Source organism: Algoriphagus sp. (assembly GCF_029254265.1).
In the GTDB taxonomy this organism is placed as follows: domain Bacteria; phylum Bacteroidota; class Bacteroidia; order Cytophagales; family Cyclobacteriaceae; genus Algoriphagus.
This window is the reverse complement of record NZ_JAQWXX010000043.1, coordinates 1-14,962: the sequence shown is the minus strand read 5'-3', so window position 1 is coordinate 14,962 and position 14,962 is coordinate 1. Positions and strand designations below refer to the sequence as shown.

Here is a 14,962-nt window from a genome sequence, read left to right as displayed (position 1 = left end):
TCAGCTTAGTACCATAACTTAGTCCATTCAAAATTCTTGGAATGACCAATCTATTCAGTAAGCTTAGAAAATACGAAATTATGATCCGGAAAGTGGCCAATAACCACCTTCAGGGAGAATATCAGTCTCTTTTCAAAGGTTCTGGTTTGGAGTTTGACGACTTGCGCCCCTATCAGTACGGAGATGATGTACGAACTATCGAATGGAAAGTTTCTGCAAAGGGTCATGGTACATTTGTGAAAACATTTCGAGAAGATAAAGAGCAATCCGTCTTCTTTTTATTGGATATCAGTGCTAGCCAGGATATCGGTCAAGAAGGAAACCGGAAAATCGATCAAGGAAAAATAATCGCTGGGGTCTTGACGCTAGCGGCAGTTTTTGAGGGAAGCCAAGTAGGATTAATCAGCTATTCCGACGAAAAAGAAAAATTGATTCTGCCAGCAAAAGGCGGAAAACAGGGAGTAAAGATGATCAAAGGTATCTTTGAGCATGAAAATAGATCTTTAAAGACCGATCTGAATGGGCTTTTTACTTTTGCACTTAATTTGATTAAAAAACGTGCAGTTGTAGTCGTGATTTCTGATTTTATTGATTCAGGATATGAGCGTCCTTTCAGAGCACTTGCTGAAAGACACGATTTAGTAGCAATCCAACTTACTGACCCCAGAGAATCTGTATTACCTTCTTTGGGGATTATTCCAGTTTATGATAAAGAACGAGGTAAAACAACATGGGTGAATACTGCATTTGGAAGCTTTTCGAAGAAAATAGCTGATACATTTACTACTGAAAGAGCAAATCTTAAAGATATTTGCAAAAAGAATCAAATCAATTACCTTACCATCGACACCACTCAAGATATCGTGGCTCCCCTTATTGAGTTATTTAAGTATAGAAATAAAAGTATGAAACGTGGCTAAGAGGCTCTTATTCCTTCTATTTTCTATATTTCCATTTATTGCGCCAGCTCAGCAGGTAACGGTGGACGGATATTTCATGCAAGACTCTGCAAAGCTAGGTGAGCGTGTGGGGTATGTATTGAAAGCAACCTATCCAGAATCATCCCAGCTCATTTTCCCGGATTCCAGCTTTGATTTTTCACCTCTTGTCCTGTTGGAAAAGCAGACATTTCTTTCCCATACTAAAGAAGGCGTCACTCAGGATAGTGCAATTTATTATCTTTCCAATTTCTCATTGGACCCAAGTGTTTTTGTGACGCTTCCCGTATATGAGTTTTCTAGATATGACAGTATTACGCATTATCCTCTTGAGGCAGAACTAAAGCTAAAACTTACTCTAGACAGCATTCCGGAAAAGTTGGTTTTTCAAGAAAACAACGTTTATCAACCATTAGAAAAAGAACTCAACTGGATCATTACCGGAATTTTGATCGGAGGCATACTATTGCTTTTGGTAGTATTCTATTTCCTTTTCAACAAGCGATTGAAAGCATATTTTGGAGATCTATCGGAAAAAAGGCGCTGGAAAAAATTTGAAAAGAAATGGAAAATTCAAACTTCTGAGCTGAATCAAAATCCTACGATAGAATTAGCCGATGAGGTGATTGGATTGTGGAAAGGTTATATAGAAAGTATTACCAATTTACCGGTGAAAGAATGGACCTCTAGCGAAATAGGTTTGCAATTAGAAGATCCCGAAATCTTCAAGTCTCTTCGAGCGATCGATATGATCATATACGCTGGGGTCTCAGCTCAAAGTGAAGAAGCCACAAACTACTTGCTTCAGGTAGCTAAAGAAAAATTTGAGAGAAAAATTAGCAAAAACAAGCATGAGAGAGCAACTGTCTGAGTTCTTTAGCTGGTCTTGGTTTTTGCCTGAGACCCTCCAATCTTACGAATGGGAAAATCCGCTTTTCTTGAATCTCATATGGATTATTCCTGCATTTATGCTGATTAGGAAGTTTGTAAAGTTTCTTAAGAACCCTGTTCTTGAACTTTCACTTCCTAAGAATGCTGCCAAAAACAACCCTTGGACTTACCTGAGATTAATTCCCACTTTGTTCTTTTTCTTCTTTCTGGTCATGATGGTTATTGCATTGGCAAGACCCCAGCGAAGTAATGAGCGGGTAGAACAGTTTACAGAAGGAATCGATATCATGCTGGTGATGGATATATCAGAATCGATGGATTTGCAGGATTTCACACCTAATAGACTGGAAGCTTCCAAGGCTACTGCTGTTGATTTTATTAATGGGAGGTTTGGAGATCGTATCGGAATGGTTGTTTTTGCCGGCGAAGCTTATTCTCTGGCACCACTTACCAACGATTATAAGCTCCTAACAGATCTAATTTCCGAAATCAATTTCAGTATGATGGAAGCCAAAGGCACAGCTATAGGCTCAGCCTTGGCGGCAGGAACAAATCGGATGAAGGACTCAGAATCAGCTTCTAAAGTAATGATCCTACTCAGTGATGGCGAAAGCAATGCCGGAAATGTGGATCCACTTTTTGCTGCACAACTAGCTTCCGCTTTAGATATCAAAATTTACACGATTGCGGTAGGAAAAGACGGTATGGTTCCTTATGGTACTGACTTTTTCGGCAGACCACAGATGGTAGAAAGTTATCTCGATGAAACTACCCTTCGGGAAATTGCCAAAATCGGAAATGGAGAATTTTTCCGGGCAGGGGATGGTGGAACATTGGCTAGTATTTTTGAACGGATCGATAGTTTGGAAAAAACGGAAATCCAGGAAAATCGATACAAAGAGACTTCCGACTATTACCGAGTTTACATGTTTTGGGGGATGCTTCTATTCTTTGTATGGCTTCTCCTGAAAAGTAGCTTCCTTAATAACTTCCTGCTGGACTAGAAGATTTCTCAAAGGTTTTTTCCTTCCATTCATTTAATCTTGGATCCATAATAGCAAACCAAAGAGGGGGAAAAAGTGCAACAATTATCATAGCAGAATATCCCGCGGGAAGCTGCGGACTTTCGTCATAGTGGTTCAAAACCTGATATCGTTTGTGCGCATTAGCGTGGTGATCCGAGTGCCGCTGAAGTTGGAATAATAAAAAATTACTCACTACATGGCTTGCATTCCAAGAGTGAATTGGAGTTACACGCTCATAAACCCCTGACTCCATTTTTTTTCGTTTCATGCCATAATGCTCGAGGTAGTTTACCAGCTCTAGTAGCGAAAACCCTAAAATACTTTGGACGAAAAAGAACAAAGGAACTTCCCACACTATTCGATCCAACAACACAGAGGAAATCCCAAAGGCCAAGGAAACAAATACTAAAGGCAAGATCGCAAATTGGATCATCTGATTTTGAATAGAATAGAACAGAATTCCTTTTTTAGAAAGTCTTTCCCGCTCCAATTCCCAGGCGCTTTGATACCCATCGAATACTGAACGGTACCAAAAAGAATAAAAACTCTCTCCAAATCTACTGGTGGCAGGATCATCCGGAGTGGCTACTCGAACATGATGACCTCGATTATGCTCAATAAAAAAATGCATATAAGACACAGTCATCAGAAGCATTTTAGAATATAACTGTTCCAGTCGATCGCTTTTATGTCCCAATTCATGAGCTACAGTGATTCCAATTCCTCCAGTAATCAACGCCATCCCGCTGGCAAAAGCCAGAAATTCCCACCAAGAAAAATGACTAACGCTGACGATATAAAACCCCCAAATCAATACTCCAAATTGTACATATACCCAAAAGAAGGTAACTAACTTATAGAATTTCTCTTGAGTGACTCTACTGACTGCCTCCTTCGGTACATTTTCTCTATCGGTACTGATCAAAAAATCCATAATTGGTACTAAAATAAAGACGAAGCAATGGATCAAAAACAAATTAGCACCACCTAAATAAACGCCAAGGATTAACAAAACTGGTAAGATCAGCGCACTAAAGAATCCAATTTTTTTTAGTCCAGACATGGTTATTTTGATTAAGGGCAACTCAAGTTAAGTTAGAATTTTAAATCTAAAAACTAAATCACATTCCAAATTTCCAAGAAACCAAAACTGATATAACTCAGGTTTTCGACTGGTTTGTATCAATATAGGAACCCTTAGAAATCTAGAATTTTGGGAAAAGATAAACCTATGTCGATTTCCCCACTCCTGATCGAGAAATATAATATTCCAGCCCCAAGATATACCTCTTATCCCACTGTTCCTCTTTGGGAAAATTCACTAAACACAAAGAATTGGGAGGATTTGGTTAAACTGGCATTTAAAGATTTTGGGGATGAAGAAGGAATATCGCTATACATTCATCTACCTTTTTGCGAAAGTCTCTGCACCTACTGTGGCTGCACGAAGCGGATCACCAAAAATCATTCGGTAGAAGAAAGCTATATCGAAGCTATTCTTTTGGAATGGAATAAATACTTGCATCTTTTCGGCAAAAGGCCAAAACTAACCGGAATTCACCTTGGAGGAGGCACTCCTACTTTTTTCTCGCCAAAAGCTTTGCATTCACTTCTCAGCACTATTATTTCTAGCTCAGAAGTAGTTCCAGATGCTGAATTCAGCTTTGAAGGTCATCCCAATAATACCACTGAAACTCATTTGGAAGCATTGGCCAGTTTGGGATTTGACAGAGTAAGCTATGGGATTCAGGATTTTGATCCACAAGTGCAACAGGCTATCCATCGAATTCAGCCAGTGGAAAAGGTACGAGAGGCTACCGAAAATGCCCGAAAACATGGCTACAGCTCAGTTAACTTCGATCTAATCTATGGCTTGCCACATCAGACATTAGATACTATGAAAGCTACTTTTGATGAGGTGGCTAAATTGGCACCCGATCGGATTGCATTTTATAGCTACGCTCATTTACCATCAGCTTTTCCCGCACAGAAAAGTTTTGAAAGTTATCTTCCTAATCAGGATCAGAAAAGGGCTTTGTATGAATTTGGAAAAATGGTTTTGCAAAACTTAGGATATGTAGATATCGGAATGGATCATTTTGCAAAACCAAATGACCCACTAAATCAAGCCAAATTAGCAGGAAAGGTTCATCGGAATTTCATGGGATACACCACGCTTCCCGCTAAAATGTTGATTGGATTAGGGGCTAGCAGCATCAGTGATATTCATATAGGCTACGCACAAAACGAAAAAAACATCAGTCTTTACCAGGAATCATTGAAGAACGATCAATGGGCAATTTCCAAGGGACATGTTTTGACTACCGAAGATCAAACAGTAAAGGAATGTATTCTTGACTTAATCTGTCGGCATGAAACCGTATTTCCAACATCCCTTTGGGAAAAACTCCCCGAACAAAATCTTTGGAATTTGAAAGAAATGGAAGGTGATGGTTTGCTAAAAATGTCTGGAAACAGGATCAAGGTAACTGATAAAGGAATTGCGCTAGTCCGAAATATTTGTATGCAACTCGATTTGCGACTTGCTGAAAATAAAAAAGATGCAGTTCGATTTAGTAAAGCAATTTAACGGCACATGGTGATTTCGATTTGCTCAGCACCGTAGTTGAATACTTGCAAATCCGGACTGAACCCATGAAGTCCAAGCCCTAACCCTCTAAAAATAAATAGAACTCCAATCAGCACCCCTAGATAAGGAATCGTTCGCTGGAAGCTTTGGCGATAGGATACTGGAATCAAATTCCCTGACCACATCAATGCTGCCAAAAGCGGGATGGTTCCGATTCCAAAAAAGAACATGTAAGTGGCCCCTAACAAAGGATCCTGAAGTGCCATTGCTGCTACTAAAGCCATGTACACCATTCCGCATGGCAAAAGCCCGTTGGCCAAGCCAGTAGCAAAATACCCAGCCTTTCCTCCTGCTTTCAGGAACTTACCAAGATGACTTTTTAGACTAATCACCAACTTGGATAAACCTGGAATATTAGAATAGGTGGAGTTGCTTTTATAGCTTATTGCAAGGATCAGAATCATCAAACCCATCAGAATAGAAAAGCTTTGCTGAATACCTGCTAGGGACATCGAGAAGCCCAAACTCCCCACAATTAATCCAAGAGTTGCATAGGTGACGCTTCTACCTAGATTGTAAAGAATTTTATTTGATGCATAGGACTTCCCCTTTCCTCCAGCTACTGCCAAAGCAATCGGCCCACACATTCCCACACAGTGGAATGAACCCAAGAACCCTAAAAGAAAAGCAGTCCAAAGCATTTAAATTGTTATTTTCTTCTCTTCGTAAAAGTTCTTTCCTCCCTCAGTCCAACTCAATTGAACTTTCCAATAGCCAGGTTGCAGTTCAAGTAAGGAAACCGACGTACGATTTGAGTCGATCACATTGACCAAAAACTCACGATCTAAATTAGAGTCAGAAGGTCTAAAAAGTTGAATCTTTCCATTTGTTCCATTTGGAAGGTCGAGAAGCAAATTCTTATCTAAAGAATTATAAGTAATTACCGTCCGGTCTAATCTTAGTGCGGAAGACTCCTCATCAATTCGATCTTGGTAATTGATCTCAGCCTCGTAATAGTTTTCAGTAACCAGTTCGATCCCATCCATGCGTACAGATATGACAACCATAGTCATGATCAAGACTACAAAACCAATGATGCTCAATAAAATCCCTTTTCCCCAATCCATAATCATCTAGTTTATTGGTGCTGTAAAATTTGTCTCTATTTTATCTAGTTCCTCACCCTGGTAAATTACCGAGAGCTTTACTTTTTCCTGATTCACTTTGACTTCGTCTTGATTCCTAACTAAGAAAAATCTGCCTTCGAATTTGGATTGCGCATCCAGAATCAGTTCCTGATTTCCTAGCAATTCCACTTCTATTCCATCTACCAATGATTTCAATTCTACTTTCTGACTTTCAAAAGTCTTATTGATCAAGGTGATTTGATAAAGATTAGTCACTTTTCCATCCTCTCTTTCCTGATAAGTCATTCCAGGGAATCGAGTAATAGTAGCTTTAATATCATCACGTGTAGCAATCAAGGTCACGAATGCTGCAATCAAAATACAAAGTACGACTATATACCCTTTGACTCTACCGGTAATCAATTTCTGAAAACCTTGCTTAATACTGTTTTCGGAAGCATATCGGATCAATCCTTTTGGCCGATCAACTTTTACCATCACTTCATCACAGGCATCTATACAAGCCGTACAATTCACACATTCCATTTGGATTCCGTTCCGAATATCAATTCCCGTAGGGCAAACCTGGACACAGAGACTACATTCAATGCAATCTCCTTTTGGTTCTAAAATAGCCTGATTTTTACGAATTGGAGATCTTGGTTCCCCTCGCACGTAATCATACATGACATTGATCGAGTTATTATCAAGTAAAACTCCCTGTAGCCTTCCATAAGGGCAAACAACCAAACAAGCCTGCTCACGGAACCAAGAAAAGACAAACATGAAAATACCCGAGAATGCGATCAGGCCTATAAATCCAGCCATATTAGCCGAAGGGGGTTGTGACACAATCGTCTTTACTTGATCCACTCCAACCAAATAAGCCATTACCAAATGACCTATCAAGAGCGAGATTACGGCGAAAATCGTAAGCTTAATTCCTTTCTTTACAAATTTCTCCCCTGTCCAAGGCCCTTCGTTTAATTGACGTTGTTGATTTGCATCTCCTTCAATGAGGTATTCGATTTTGCGGAATACCATCTCCATGAAAAGTGTCTGTGGGCAAAACCATCCGCAGAAAATCCGTCCAAAAACTACTGTAAAAAGAATAATGAAAACAAAGAAAATCAGCAACAGGAAAATCAACAGATAAGTATCCTGAGGCCAAAAAGCTGCTCCGAAAATAATAAACCTCCGCTCAAAAATATTAAACAACATGTAAGGTCTTCCATTCATTTGAATGAAAGGACCGGCAAAAAGTATGGCCAGTAGTACCCAAGAAAGATAGGATCTATACTTGTAGAATATTCCGGATACTTTTTTAGGATAGACCCAGTTACGCTTTCCGTCTTCTTGGACAGTAGCGAGTGAGTCTCTAAAGGTCTCTGGATTTAAATGAGGGTTCTTTTTTGCCATGATATCGGCTATAAAGCCAAGTTTTTCCACTGGAGGTCTGACCCTCCAGTGGTATTTTTTTACTATTGTATTGATGCTACAACTGTACTGTCAAGAACAGTTGGTTCTGGATCATCCACAGCCGGAGCCCCTTCATAAATTTCACCTTGCGGATCCTTTGGATTAGCTGGGCTTGTTCCTCCCAGTGTAAGAATATAACTAGAGACATTTTGGATCTCCACAGGACTCAATTGATCTTCCCAAGGCACCATGCCCTTTTCGATGACACCATACTTCACAATTTTGAAGATATCTGCGATTCCGCCACCATGAATCCAATAAGCATCCGTCAAGTTAGGACCAACTCCTCCCCCTCCATCCGCAGCATGACAAGCGGCACAGTTTGCTTCAAAAATCGTTTTTCCAGCAGCAAGTGCACCTGCTGATTCATCAAAAACTACAGAGCTCTCATCAATACTTGCCAGATTACTAGCTTGTCTGATTTCAGCAGCTATCGCTTCTACTCGAAGTTCTTCTTGGTATTCTTCTACTCCAGTCAAACCAGTGCCCAAAACAGTATAATACACAAAGTAGCCGACCCCGAATACAACTGTTCCCAGAAATACATATTGAAGCCATGGAGGCATAAAATTATCCAACTCAGTGATCCCATCGTAGGAATGATCTGCCATCATTTTGGCCTTTTCCTCAGAACCAAAAGCCTCATCCACTTTCCCTGTGACAAAACGCTCTTTGAAAGTTTCCCACCAAGATGGTTCATCGGCAAGGCTAGGATTTTCCTTTTTCAAAACCGTAGCCATAAAAGACATCAGGTAAATCATCAAAATCAATAAAAGGACAATCACGCCAAGAATTACTCCAAGAATAATCAAAAGGCTTAATTGGCTCTGATCCATTGACTGCAAAGAAGATTCGGTTTGTGCCAAGAGAGATGGTGAATATCCCAAAAAGAGCACTGTTAATAAGGTTAGGTATTTTTTCATGGCTGATTTTCGTTTAATTCATCCTCCCCCATTGGTAAGGATTTCATATGATCGATGTATTCCTTTGGAACGCGAAAGGCCCAAACCGTTATTCCTATAAAGAATAAAACAAATATGATCAGGGAGATAATTGGAAATATCTCTATGTTTTCGATTGATCTTAATACTTCTTTATACATGATTTCAGTATTTAGTTTGAGGCGGTAGCTTTGATATCAGTTCCCAATCGTTGCAAATAAGCAATCAATGCGACGATTTCGGTATTTGGCATAACTTCTACGCCTGCCTCTTTAAGATTAGCGACGATTCCGTCAGCTTGCTTGGTAAGATCAGCAAGCGCTACTTCATCAAAACCTTCTGGATAAGGAACACCAAGTGCTTGCATGGTTCTGATTTTCGCAGGTAGGTCAGAGTAATCCATCTCATTAGTCACCATCCAAGGATACGGAGGCATCAGAGAACCTGGAGACATACTTCTAGGATCAGCCATGTGGAAATAGTGCCAGCTGTCCGGATACTTTTTACCTACACGATGGAGATCTGGACCAGTACGCTTCGACCCCCAAAGGAATGGACGATCATAGACAAATTCACCTGCTTTAGAGTATTCCCCATAGCGCTCCGTCTCAAACCGGAATGGACGAACCATCTGAGAGTGGCAGCCTACGCATCCATTAGCGATGTATAAATCTCTACCTTCTAATTCTAAAGGAGTATAAGGCTTCACCGAACTGATTGTTGGAATATTTGATTTCACCAAAATCGTTGGAATAATCTCTATCGCTCCACCTATTAAGATTGCAACAGTAGCCAAAAGGGTAAAGAAGACAGGCTTTCTCTCCCATGCACGGTGCCAGAATTCACCAGTACCACTATATGACTTTGCAAGTGCAGGAGCTTGATCTTCTTCAGTTTCCTGGAAGACTCCTTGCTTTGCTGTTGCCCACATGTTATACATCATCAGGATCGCACCACTTAGGTAAAGTAGTCCACCAAATGCTCTAAGGATATACATTGGTACTAATTCCACTACAGTTTGAAGGAAGTTACCATATGCCAATCGGCCCATTTCGTCAAATTCTCTTAACATTAAGAATTGAGTCAAAGCAGCAACATACATTGGTAGGGCGTAGAAAATGATACCCAGAGTCCCTAGCCAAAAGTGTGTATTTGCTAGTTTGGTAGAATAAATTTTCGTGTTGAAAAGTCTAGGCCACATCCAATAGAGCATACCGAAAGTCAAAAATCCGTTCCAGCCTAATCCACCAATGTGTACGTGTGCAACTATCCAGTCTGTATAATGTGCTATCGCATTGACATTTTTCAAAGAAAGCATTGGTCCTTCGAATGTGGACATACCGTAAGCCGTGATGGCTACGACCATAAACTTCAACACAGGCTCAGTTCTTACTTTGTCCCAAGCTCCACGTAGTGTCAGCAAACCGTTGACCATACCGCCCCAAGAAGGAGCAAGCAACATGACCGAGAATGCGGTTCCCAATACTTGAGCCCATTCTGGAAGTGAGGTATAAAGCAAGTGGTGAGGTCCTGCCCACATGTACAAGAAAATCAAGGACCAAAAGTGGACAATCGAAAGTTTATAGGAATAAACAGGTCTGTTAGCAGCTTTTGGAAGGAAGTAGTACATCAATCCCAAGAAAGGCGTAGTCAAGAAAAATGCAACTGCATTGTGGCCATACCACCACTGCACCAAAGCATCTTGCACACCTGCATAGGCTGAATAACTCTTAAAGAATGATACTGGAAGTGCAAAAGAATTTACCACGTGAAGCACTGCAACCGTCACAAATGACGCAAGGTAAAACCAGATTGCCACATACATATGACGCTCTCTTCTTTTGATCAAAGAGCCTATCATATTTGCTCCAAATGCAATCCATACAAGAGCAATGGCAATATCAATTGGCCATTCCAACTCAGCGTATTCCTTAGAAGTAGTCAAACCAAGTGGCAGGGTGATCGCCGCTGCAAGAATGATTAATTGCCAACCCCAGAAATGAAACCAGCTGAGGGCTTTACTCCACATCGGAGTTTTGAGTAGCCTGGGCATGGAGTAATAAACCCCAGCAAAGATGGCATTCCCCACAAATGCGAAAATGACCGCATTGGTATGGAGTGGACGAATTCGTCCAAAAGTAGTGTAAGGATTACCCATGTTGGCTTCTGGCAGGAATAACTGTGTAGCGGCTATTACACCGACCAGCATTCCCACTATACCCCAGATAATCGTCGCGGCTCCGAAATACTTGACAATCTTATTGTCATAGTAGAACCTTTCCAGCGTAGTGTTATTCATTGGAATTGGATTTGGTTGATTGATTTTTATTAGATTTTTTGGTCTGATTTTCAAATAATATTCGAACTGAAGGAGTATAGTCATCATCAAACTGTCCTCCCTTCATCGCCTTGAAAAATAAGTACAGAAAGGTGCTGGCTAATAGTAAGCTGATGCCGATCAAGAGAAATATTACTTCCATATCAGATTGTTTTTTGAGTTAAAAGGCCATTTCGGTAAGCGACCATATTGGTGGCTAAGGTGGTAAATACCACAACCGAGATACTACTCAATGGCATAAGTATCGCACAGACTACTGGACTAAGGAGACCATTTACCGCTAGTGAAATCCCAACAATATTGTACAGAAAGCTAAGTAGAAAGCTGGCCTTGATGATATTCCGACTACTTTTTGAAAAACTTAAAAAGGCTGGGATTTTCTGAAAAGACGATGCGTCCAAAATAGCATCACTAGCAGGCGAGAAATGACTAACTTGATCAGAGATTGCAATGCCCACGGTACTTTCTTGAAGTGCTCCGGCATCATTTAACCCATCACCAATCATCAAAGTCTGGCTAGTTAGATTTAATTTTTTGAGAAAGGAAAGCTTATCCTTCGGGCTTTGATTAAAATTGAACTCAATATTCCCACCAAGCTGCTTAGTCAATGTTGCCTGCTCATGTGCATGATCTCCAGAAAGCACATGGAGTTTATAACCCTCTGAAAGCTGGGATGTAAGTTGTTTAACCCCTTCCCTTAATCCGGATTCAATATGGAAATATCCAATTTCAACGCCTTGAATGGTAAGGAAAACAAGATTTCCTGTAGTATAAGTTGGGCAGTTTGAATAACCTGTAAATGCCGCATTACCCAATCTAATTTCCTGACCCAAGTAGGACAATTCAATACCCTGACCTTTGATTTCCCGAATACCCACGACAGAAATTGGAGTGATTGAGCCTAGCCAATGATTGATTCGATTGCTAAGGGGATGAGTGGAATGAGACACCATCGCCTTAATCAGACCCTTAGTTTCTTCAGAAAGTGGAATTCCTTGGTAGGTTACCTTTGCATGATTTGGATCCGTCAAAGTACCTGTTTTGTCAAATACCACCGTTTTGACCAATGCCATCCGCTCAACAACACTGGCATTTTTTAAGTAAAATTTATTCTTCCCAAAAATTCGAAGGGTATTTCCTAGAGTAAATGGAGTTGACATCGCTAAGGCACAAGGGCAAGCCACTATCAAAACCGAAGCGAATACTTTAACAGCAATTGATAAATCTGAAAAAGACCAAAATAAGAAACTAGCAAATGCAATTGCTAAAACTGACCAAGTAAACACCCCGCTAATCCGAGAAGAAAGTGGCTCTAGCAATTGGCTTTTATCGGTATTGAAGGACTCATGGTTCCATAAATCGGTCAAATAACCTTGAGATGGAGATTTTTGAATAGTTAAAAGAACAGGCGAGCCCTTTTGCCTTCCACCAGCATAGATGACTGATCCTTTAGATATTGTAACTGGCACTTCTTCTCCGGTAACAAAGCTGTAATCTATACTTGCCTGATCACTCAATAAGATTGAATCAGCAGGAATTAATTCCTCATCACGAACCAAGATTACATCTCCTACTTCCAGTTTGGAAATTGGAACTACTTGCTCTTGGTTCTTGATCATTTTGGTAACTGCTATCGGGAAATAAGACTTATAATCCCGATCAAATTCAAGAGTAGCAAAAGTTTTTTGCTGATAAAGTTTACCTAGAAGTAAGAAAAATAGCAGTCCTCCCAAGCTATCAAAATAGCCTGCTTGGTTCATACCCACTACTTCCCAAAGCGAATAGAAGAAGAGTGCGATTATTCCCAAGACTATTGGCACATCCATGTTAATTCGGCGCTGCTTAAGGGAATTAAAGGCAGATCGGTAATAATCACTGGCCGAATAAAAGACTACAGGTAGAGCAAGAGCCAAATTCAAATAATTAAAAAGATCCCGGAAATTTTTATCCAGAAACTGGACTTCAGAAAAGTATTCAGGAATGCTAAAAAGCATCATATTCCCAAAACAGAAGCCCGCGACAGCCAGTCGAAGAATCAGTCCTTTATCAATAATTTTAGTCTTTTTCTCTTCCAGATTGGACAGGTTGATCTTTGGTTCGTAGCCAATGACAGAAAGAAGATTCACCAATTCTTTAAGTGAAATCTTTTCCTGCTGAAATTTGATTTGCACTTTTTTCTTTAAGAAATCGACCCGGCTAGAGACTACACCTGAATGGATTTGGTAGAGATTTTCCAACAACCAAATACAAGAAGCACAATGGATTAAGGGGATATAAAAAGTAATGTGGCTTTCAGATTCATTTCGAAAATCAAGTAATTTCAGTTGAGTATCAGAATCTTCCAGGTAATCAAAACGATTTGATTGTCCATTTTTCAACTTTTGACTTTCGCCTGGATGATTTTCTAAATCGTAATAATTACAAAGATTATTCTCAGAGAGCACCTCATAGACCAGTTGGCAACCCTGACAGCAAAACTCCTTTTCACCTACAGTAAGGTGATTATCTTCACAACTTTCCCCACAGTGATAACACTTGGTAGGAGTCGATATAGATTTGGATGTATTCATGGATATAATTCTCAGATAAAATTACGTCGGCTACTGTCTTAAAAACATGATGAAAATCAGTTAAACCAATGATTTAAAGGGCTAGGTAAAAGGATAAACGATCACTCCACATAGCTCCTTTATAGAAATGGAAAAGCACTTTAGCGAGATCAGCTTGATAGTTTTTGGTGGTGACCAAAAGAGAGCAATCATGCTTAACAGCATATGACCAAAAATCCCCAATTCGCAAGAAATTAAATTTGATGAAACTGGTTTCGGCTGTAGCTTGAGAAACTTGATTAATTAATTCCTGCTCTTCCTTTTGTTTAGATTTAGGAATAAATGAAGGGGAGATAATAGTGGCTTTACTATTTTTGATGATATCTGCGAACGTTTCTAAAAACTTTCGAATCAAATTGGCAGACTGTAGAGACCCATCGTAGTGAAAAAGTAAATGATCTGTAGAAAAATTTGGAACAAAAAGTAGTACTGGAATACTACAAACCTCATTCTCGAGAGGCTTTGGAATATCATTCCCATGAAGCCATTCAATAGCTTTATTAAGATTTACCGAAAAAAGTGTAGGCGAGGAATTTTCATTAATACCAGTACACCGATCCGAGTTAGGTTGAAAATCCTCACAGAAGCGTGAATTATGAAACTCCTTAAGGATTTCATCAGGGATCTCAAATTTTGCTTCTTTAGAAACTTTAAACTCCATTTTAAAATTGATTTGAATCAAAAATAGTGGCTTGAAGATTCTAAAGACCTGAGTAATTCCAGATTAAAACATGACAAAAGTCAGATTAGGAGTCAAAGTTTTAAAAGGTTATTGGATAAATAATAAGAAACATAAAAACCTTCTAGATCAATTAAAGCCTATAAATAAAGGAACCTGTTCCATTTTAATACAATAGACTAATTTTTTAGAAGAATATGGAAGAAAACATAAAAGTCTTAAACAGGCAAAAGCCAGCTATAGAGTTGGCTTTTGTGATTAAGGAGACGTCTAGGAATTGTCTGTATGTTATGGAGCTGTATTTGAAAAGGATGTAAAACCAAAAAGCCCTTTGGAGTGAACCAA

At 39.7% G+C, this 14,962-nt stretch carries 14 protein-coding genes; 4 read left to right on the top strand and 10 right to left on the bottom strand.

Features of this window, described 5'->3' with window-relative positions:
- The first annotated feature begins 41 nt into the window (after nt 1-41).
- From P8O16_RS05890 to P8O16_RS05880, 3 genes are read left to right on the top strand one after another with little or no spacing between them, the layout of a single operon-like run.
- On the top strand, nt 42-920 hold the full coding sequence (locus tag P8O16_RS05890; RefSeq protein WP_300311884.1) for a DUF58 domain-containing protein: 879 nt from the start codon (nt 42-44) through the stop codon (nt 918-920).
- A complete protein-coding gene (locus P8O16_RS05885) occupies nt 913-1,809 on the top strand; it encodes a hypothetical protein (protein WP_300311880.1) in 897 nt (298 codons plus the stop codon). Before P8O16_RS05890 ends, P8O16_RS05885 begins: the two co-directional genes overlap by 8 nt.
- Nucleotides 1,790-2,833, top strand: a complete 1,044-nt coding sequence (locus tag P8O16_RS05880; protein ID WP_300311877.1) for a VWA domain-containing protein — start codon at nt 1,790-1,792, stop codon at nt 2,831-2,833. Before P8O16_RS05885 ends, P8O16_RS05880 begins: the two co-directional genes overlap by 20 nt.
- On the opposite strand, the gene P8O16_RS05875 is transcribed toward P8O16_RS05880, so the two are convergent.
- Nucleotides 2,811-3,917, bottom strand: coding sequence for an alkane 1-monooxygenase (locus P8O16_RS05875; protein ID WP_300311876.1), 1,107 nt, complete (start codon nt 3,915-3,917; stop codon nt 2,811-2,813). The two genes, P8O16_RS05880 and P8O16_RS05875, sit on opposite strands and share 23 nt — an antisense overlap.
- A 168-nt stretch (nt 3,918-4,085) precedes the next feature.
- Here P8O16_RS05875 and hemN point away from each other — a divergent pair, with 168 nt between their 5' ends.
- A complete protein-coding gene (hemN, locus tag P8O16_RS05870; RefSeq protein WP_300311872.1) occupies nt 4,086-5,444 on the top strand; it encodes an oxygen-independent coproporphyrinogen III oxidase in 1,359 nt (452 codons plus the stop codon).
- On the opposite strand, the gene P8O16_RS05865 is transcribed toward hemN, so the two are convergent.
- From P8O16_RS05865 to P8O16_RS05825, 9 genes are all read right to left on the bottom strand, one after another.
- Nucleotides 5,441-6,145, bottom strand: coding sequence for a sulfite exporter TauE/SafE family protein (locus P8O16_RS05865; protein ID WP_300311869.1), 705 nt, complete (start codon nt 6,143-6,145; stop codon nt 5,441-5,443). The genes hemN and P8O16_RS05865 overlap by 4 nt on opposite strands.
- Nucleotides 6,146-6,571: a FixH family protein gene (locus tag P8O16_RS05860; RefSeq protein ID WP_300311866.1), complete on the bottom strand. Its 426-nt coding sequence runs from the start codon at nt 6,569-6,571 to the stop codon at nt 6,146-6,148.
- Nucleotides 6,572-6,577: 6 nt separating this feature from the next.
- Nucleotides 6,578-7,990: a cytochrome c oxidase accessory protein CcoG gene (ccoG, locus tag P8O16_RS05855; RefSeq protein WP_300311863.1), complete on the bottom strand. Its 1,413-nt coding sequence runs from the start codon at nt 7,988-7,990 to the stop codon at nt 6,578-6,580.
- Between the two features lie 62 nt (nt 7,991-8,052).
- Nucleotides 8,053-8,973 carry a cbb3-type cytochrome c oxidase N-terminal domain-containing protein gene (locus P8O16_RS05850; RefSeq protein ID WP_300311862.1) on the bottom strand — a complete coding sequence of 307 codons (921 nt, stop codon included), beginning with the start codon at nt 8,971-8,973 and terminating at the stop codon, nt 8,053-8,055.
- The gene (locus P8O16_RS05845; protein ID WP_300311859.1) at nt 8,970-9,152 is read right to left on the bottom strand and encodes a cbb3-type cytochrome c oxidase subunit 3; all 183 of its coding nucleotides are present in this window, start codon (nt 9,150-9,152) and stop codon (nt 8,970-8,972) included. Before P8O16_RS05845 ends, P8O16_RS05850 begins: the two co-directional genes overlap by 4 nt.
- Before the next feature lie 11 nt (nt 9,153-9,163).
- Nucleotides 9,164-11,290 (bottom strand): cytochrome-c oxidase, cbb3-type subunit I, encoded by a 2,127-nt coding sequence (gene ccoN / locus P8O16_RS05840; protein WP_300311856.1) that lies wholly within the window; start codon nt 11,288-11,290, stop codon nt 9,164-9,166.
- Nucleotides 11,283-11,471, bottom strand: a complete 189-nt coding sequence (gene ccoS, locus P8O16_RS05835; protein ID WP_075352265.1) for a cbb3-type cytochrome oxidase assembly protein CcoS — start codon at nt 11,469-11,471, stop codon at nt 11,283-11,285. Before ccoS ends, ccoN begins: the two co-directional genes overlap by 8 nt.
- A gap of 1 nt (nt 11,472) precedes the next feature.
- Nucleotides 11,473-13,899 carry a heavy metal translocating P-type ATPase metal-binding domain-containing protein gene (locus P8O16_RS05830; RefSeq protein ID WP_300311852.1) on the bottom strand — a complete coding sequence of 809 codons (2,427 nt, stop codon included), beginning with the start codon at nt 13,897-13,899 and terminating at the stop codon, nt 11,473-11,475.
- Nucleotides 13,900-13,972: 73 nt separating this feature from the next.
- A complete protein-coding gene (locus P8O16_RS05825; protein ID WP_300311849.1) occupies nt 13,973-14,599 on the bottom strand; it encodes a hypothetical protein in 627 nt (208 codons plus the stop codon).
- Nucleotides 14,600-14,962: the final 363 nt, after the last annotated feature.

Excerpts from the sequence above, each read along its gene's own strand:
- P8O16_RS05890 (WP_300311884.1), top strand. The coding sequence starts at position 42 with ATGACCAATCTATTCAGTAAGCTTAGAAAATACGAAATTATGATCCGG.
- P8O16_RS05880 (WP_300311877.1), top strand. The coding sequence starts at position 1,790 with ATGAGAGAGCAACTGTCTGAGTTCTTTAGCTGGTCTTGGTTTTTGCCT.
- P8O16_RS05875 (WP_300311876.1), bottom strand. The coding sequence starts at position 3,917 with ATGTCTGGACTAAAAAAAATTGGATTCTTTAGTGCGCTGATCTTACCA.
- hemN (WP_300311872.1), top strand. The coding sequence starts at position 4,086 with ATGTCGATTTCCCCACTCCTGATCGAGAAATATAATATTCCAGCCCCA.
- P8O16_RS05865 (WP_300311869.1), bottom strand. The coding sequence starts at position 6,145 with ATGCTTTGGACTGCTTTTCTTTTAGGGTTCTTGGGTTCATTCCACTGT.
- P8O16_RS05860 (WP_300311866.1), bottom strand. The coding sequence starts at position 6,571 with ATGGATTGGGGAAAAGGGATTTTATTGAGCATCATTGGTTTTGTAGTC.
- ccoG (WP_300311863.1), bottom strand. The coding sequence starts at position 7,990 with ATGGCAAAAAAGAACCCTCATTTAAATCCAGAGACCTTTAGAGACTCA.
- P8O16_RS05850 (WP_300311862.1), bottom strand. The coding sequence starts at position 8,973 with ATGAAAAAATACCTAACCTTATTAACAGTGCTCTTTTTGGGATATTCA.
- P8O16_RS05845 (WP_300311859.1), bottom strand. The coding sequence starts at position 9,152 with ATGTATAAAGAAGTATTAAGATCAATCGAAAACATAGAGATATTTCCA.
- ccoN (WP_300311856.1), bottom strand. The coding sequence starts at position 11,290 with ATGAATAACACTACGCTGGAAAGGTTCTACTATGACAATAAGATTGTC.
- ccoS (WP_075352265.1), bottom strand. The coding sequence starts at position 11,471 with ATGGAAGTAATATTTCTCTTGATCGGCATCAGCTTACTATTAGCCAGC.
- P8O16_RS05830 (WP_300311852.1), bottom strand. The coding sequence starts at position 13,899 with ATGAATACATCCAAATCTATATCGACTCCTACCAAGTGTTATCACTGT.
- P8O16_RS05825 (WP_300311849.1), bottom strand. The coding sequence starts at position 14,599 with ATGGAGTTTAAAGTTTCTAAAGAAGCAAAATTTGAGATCCCTGATGAA.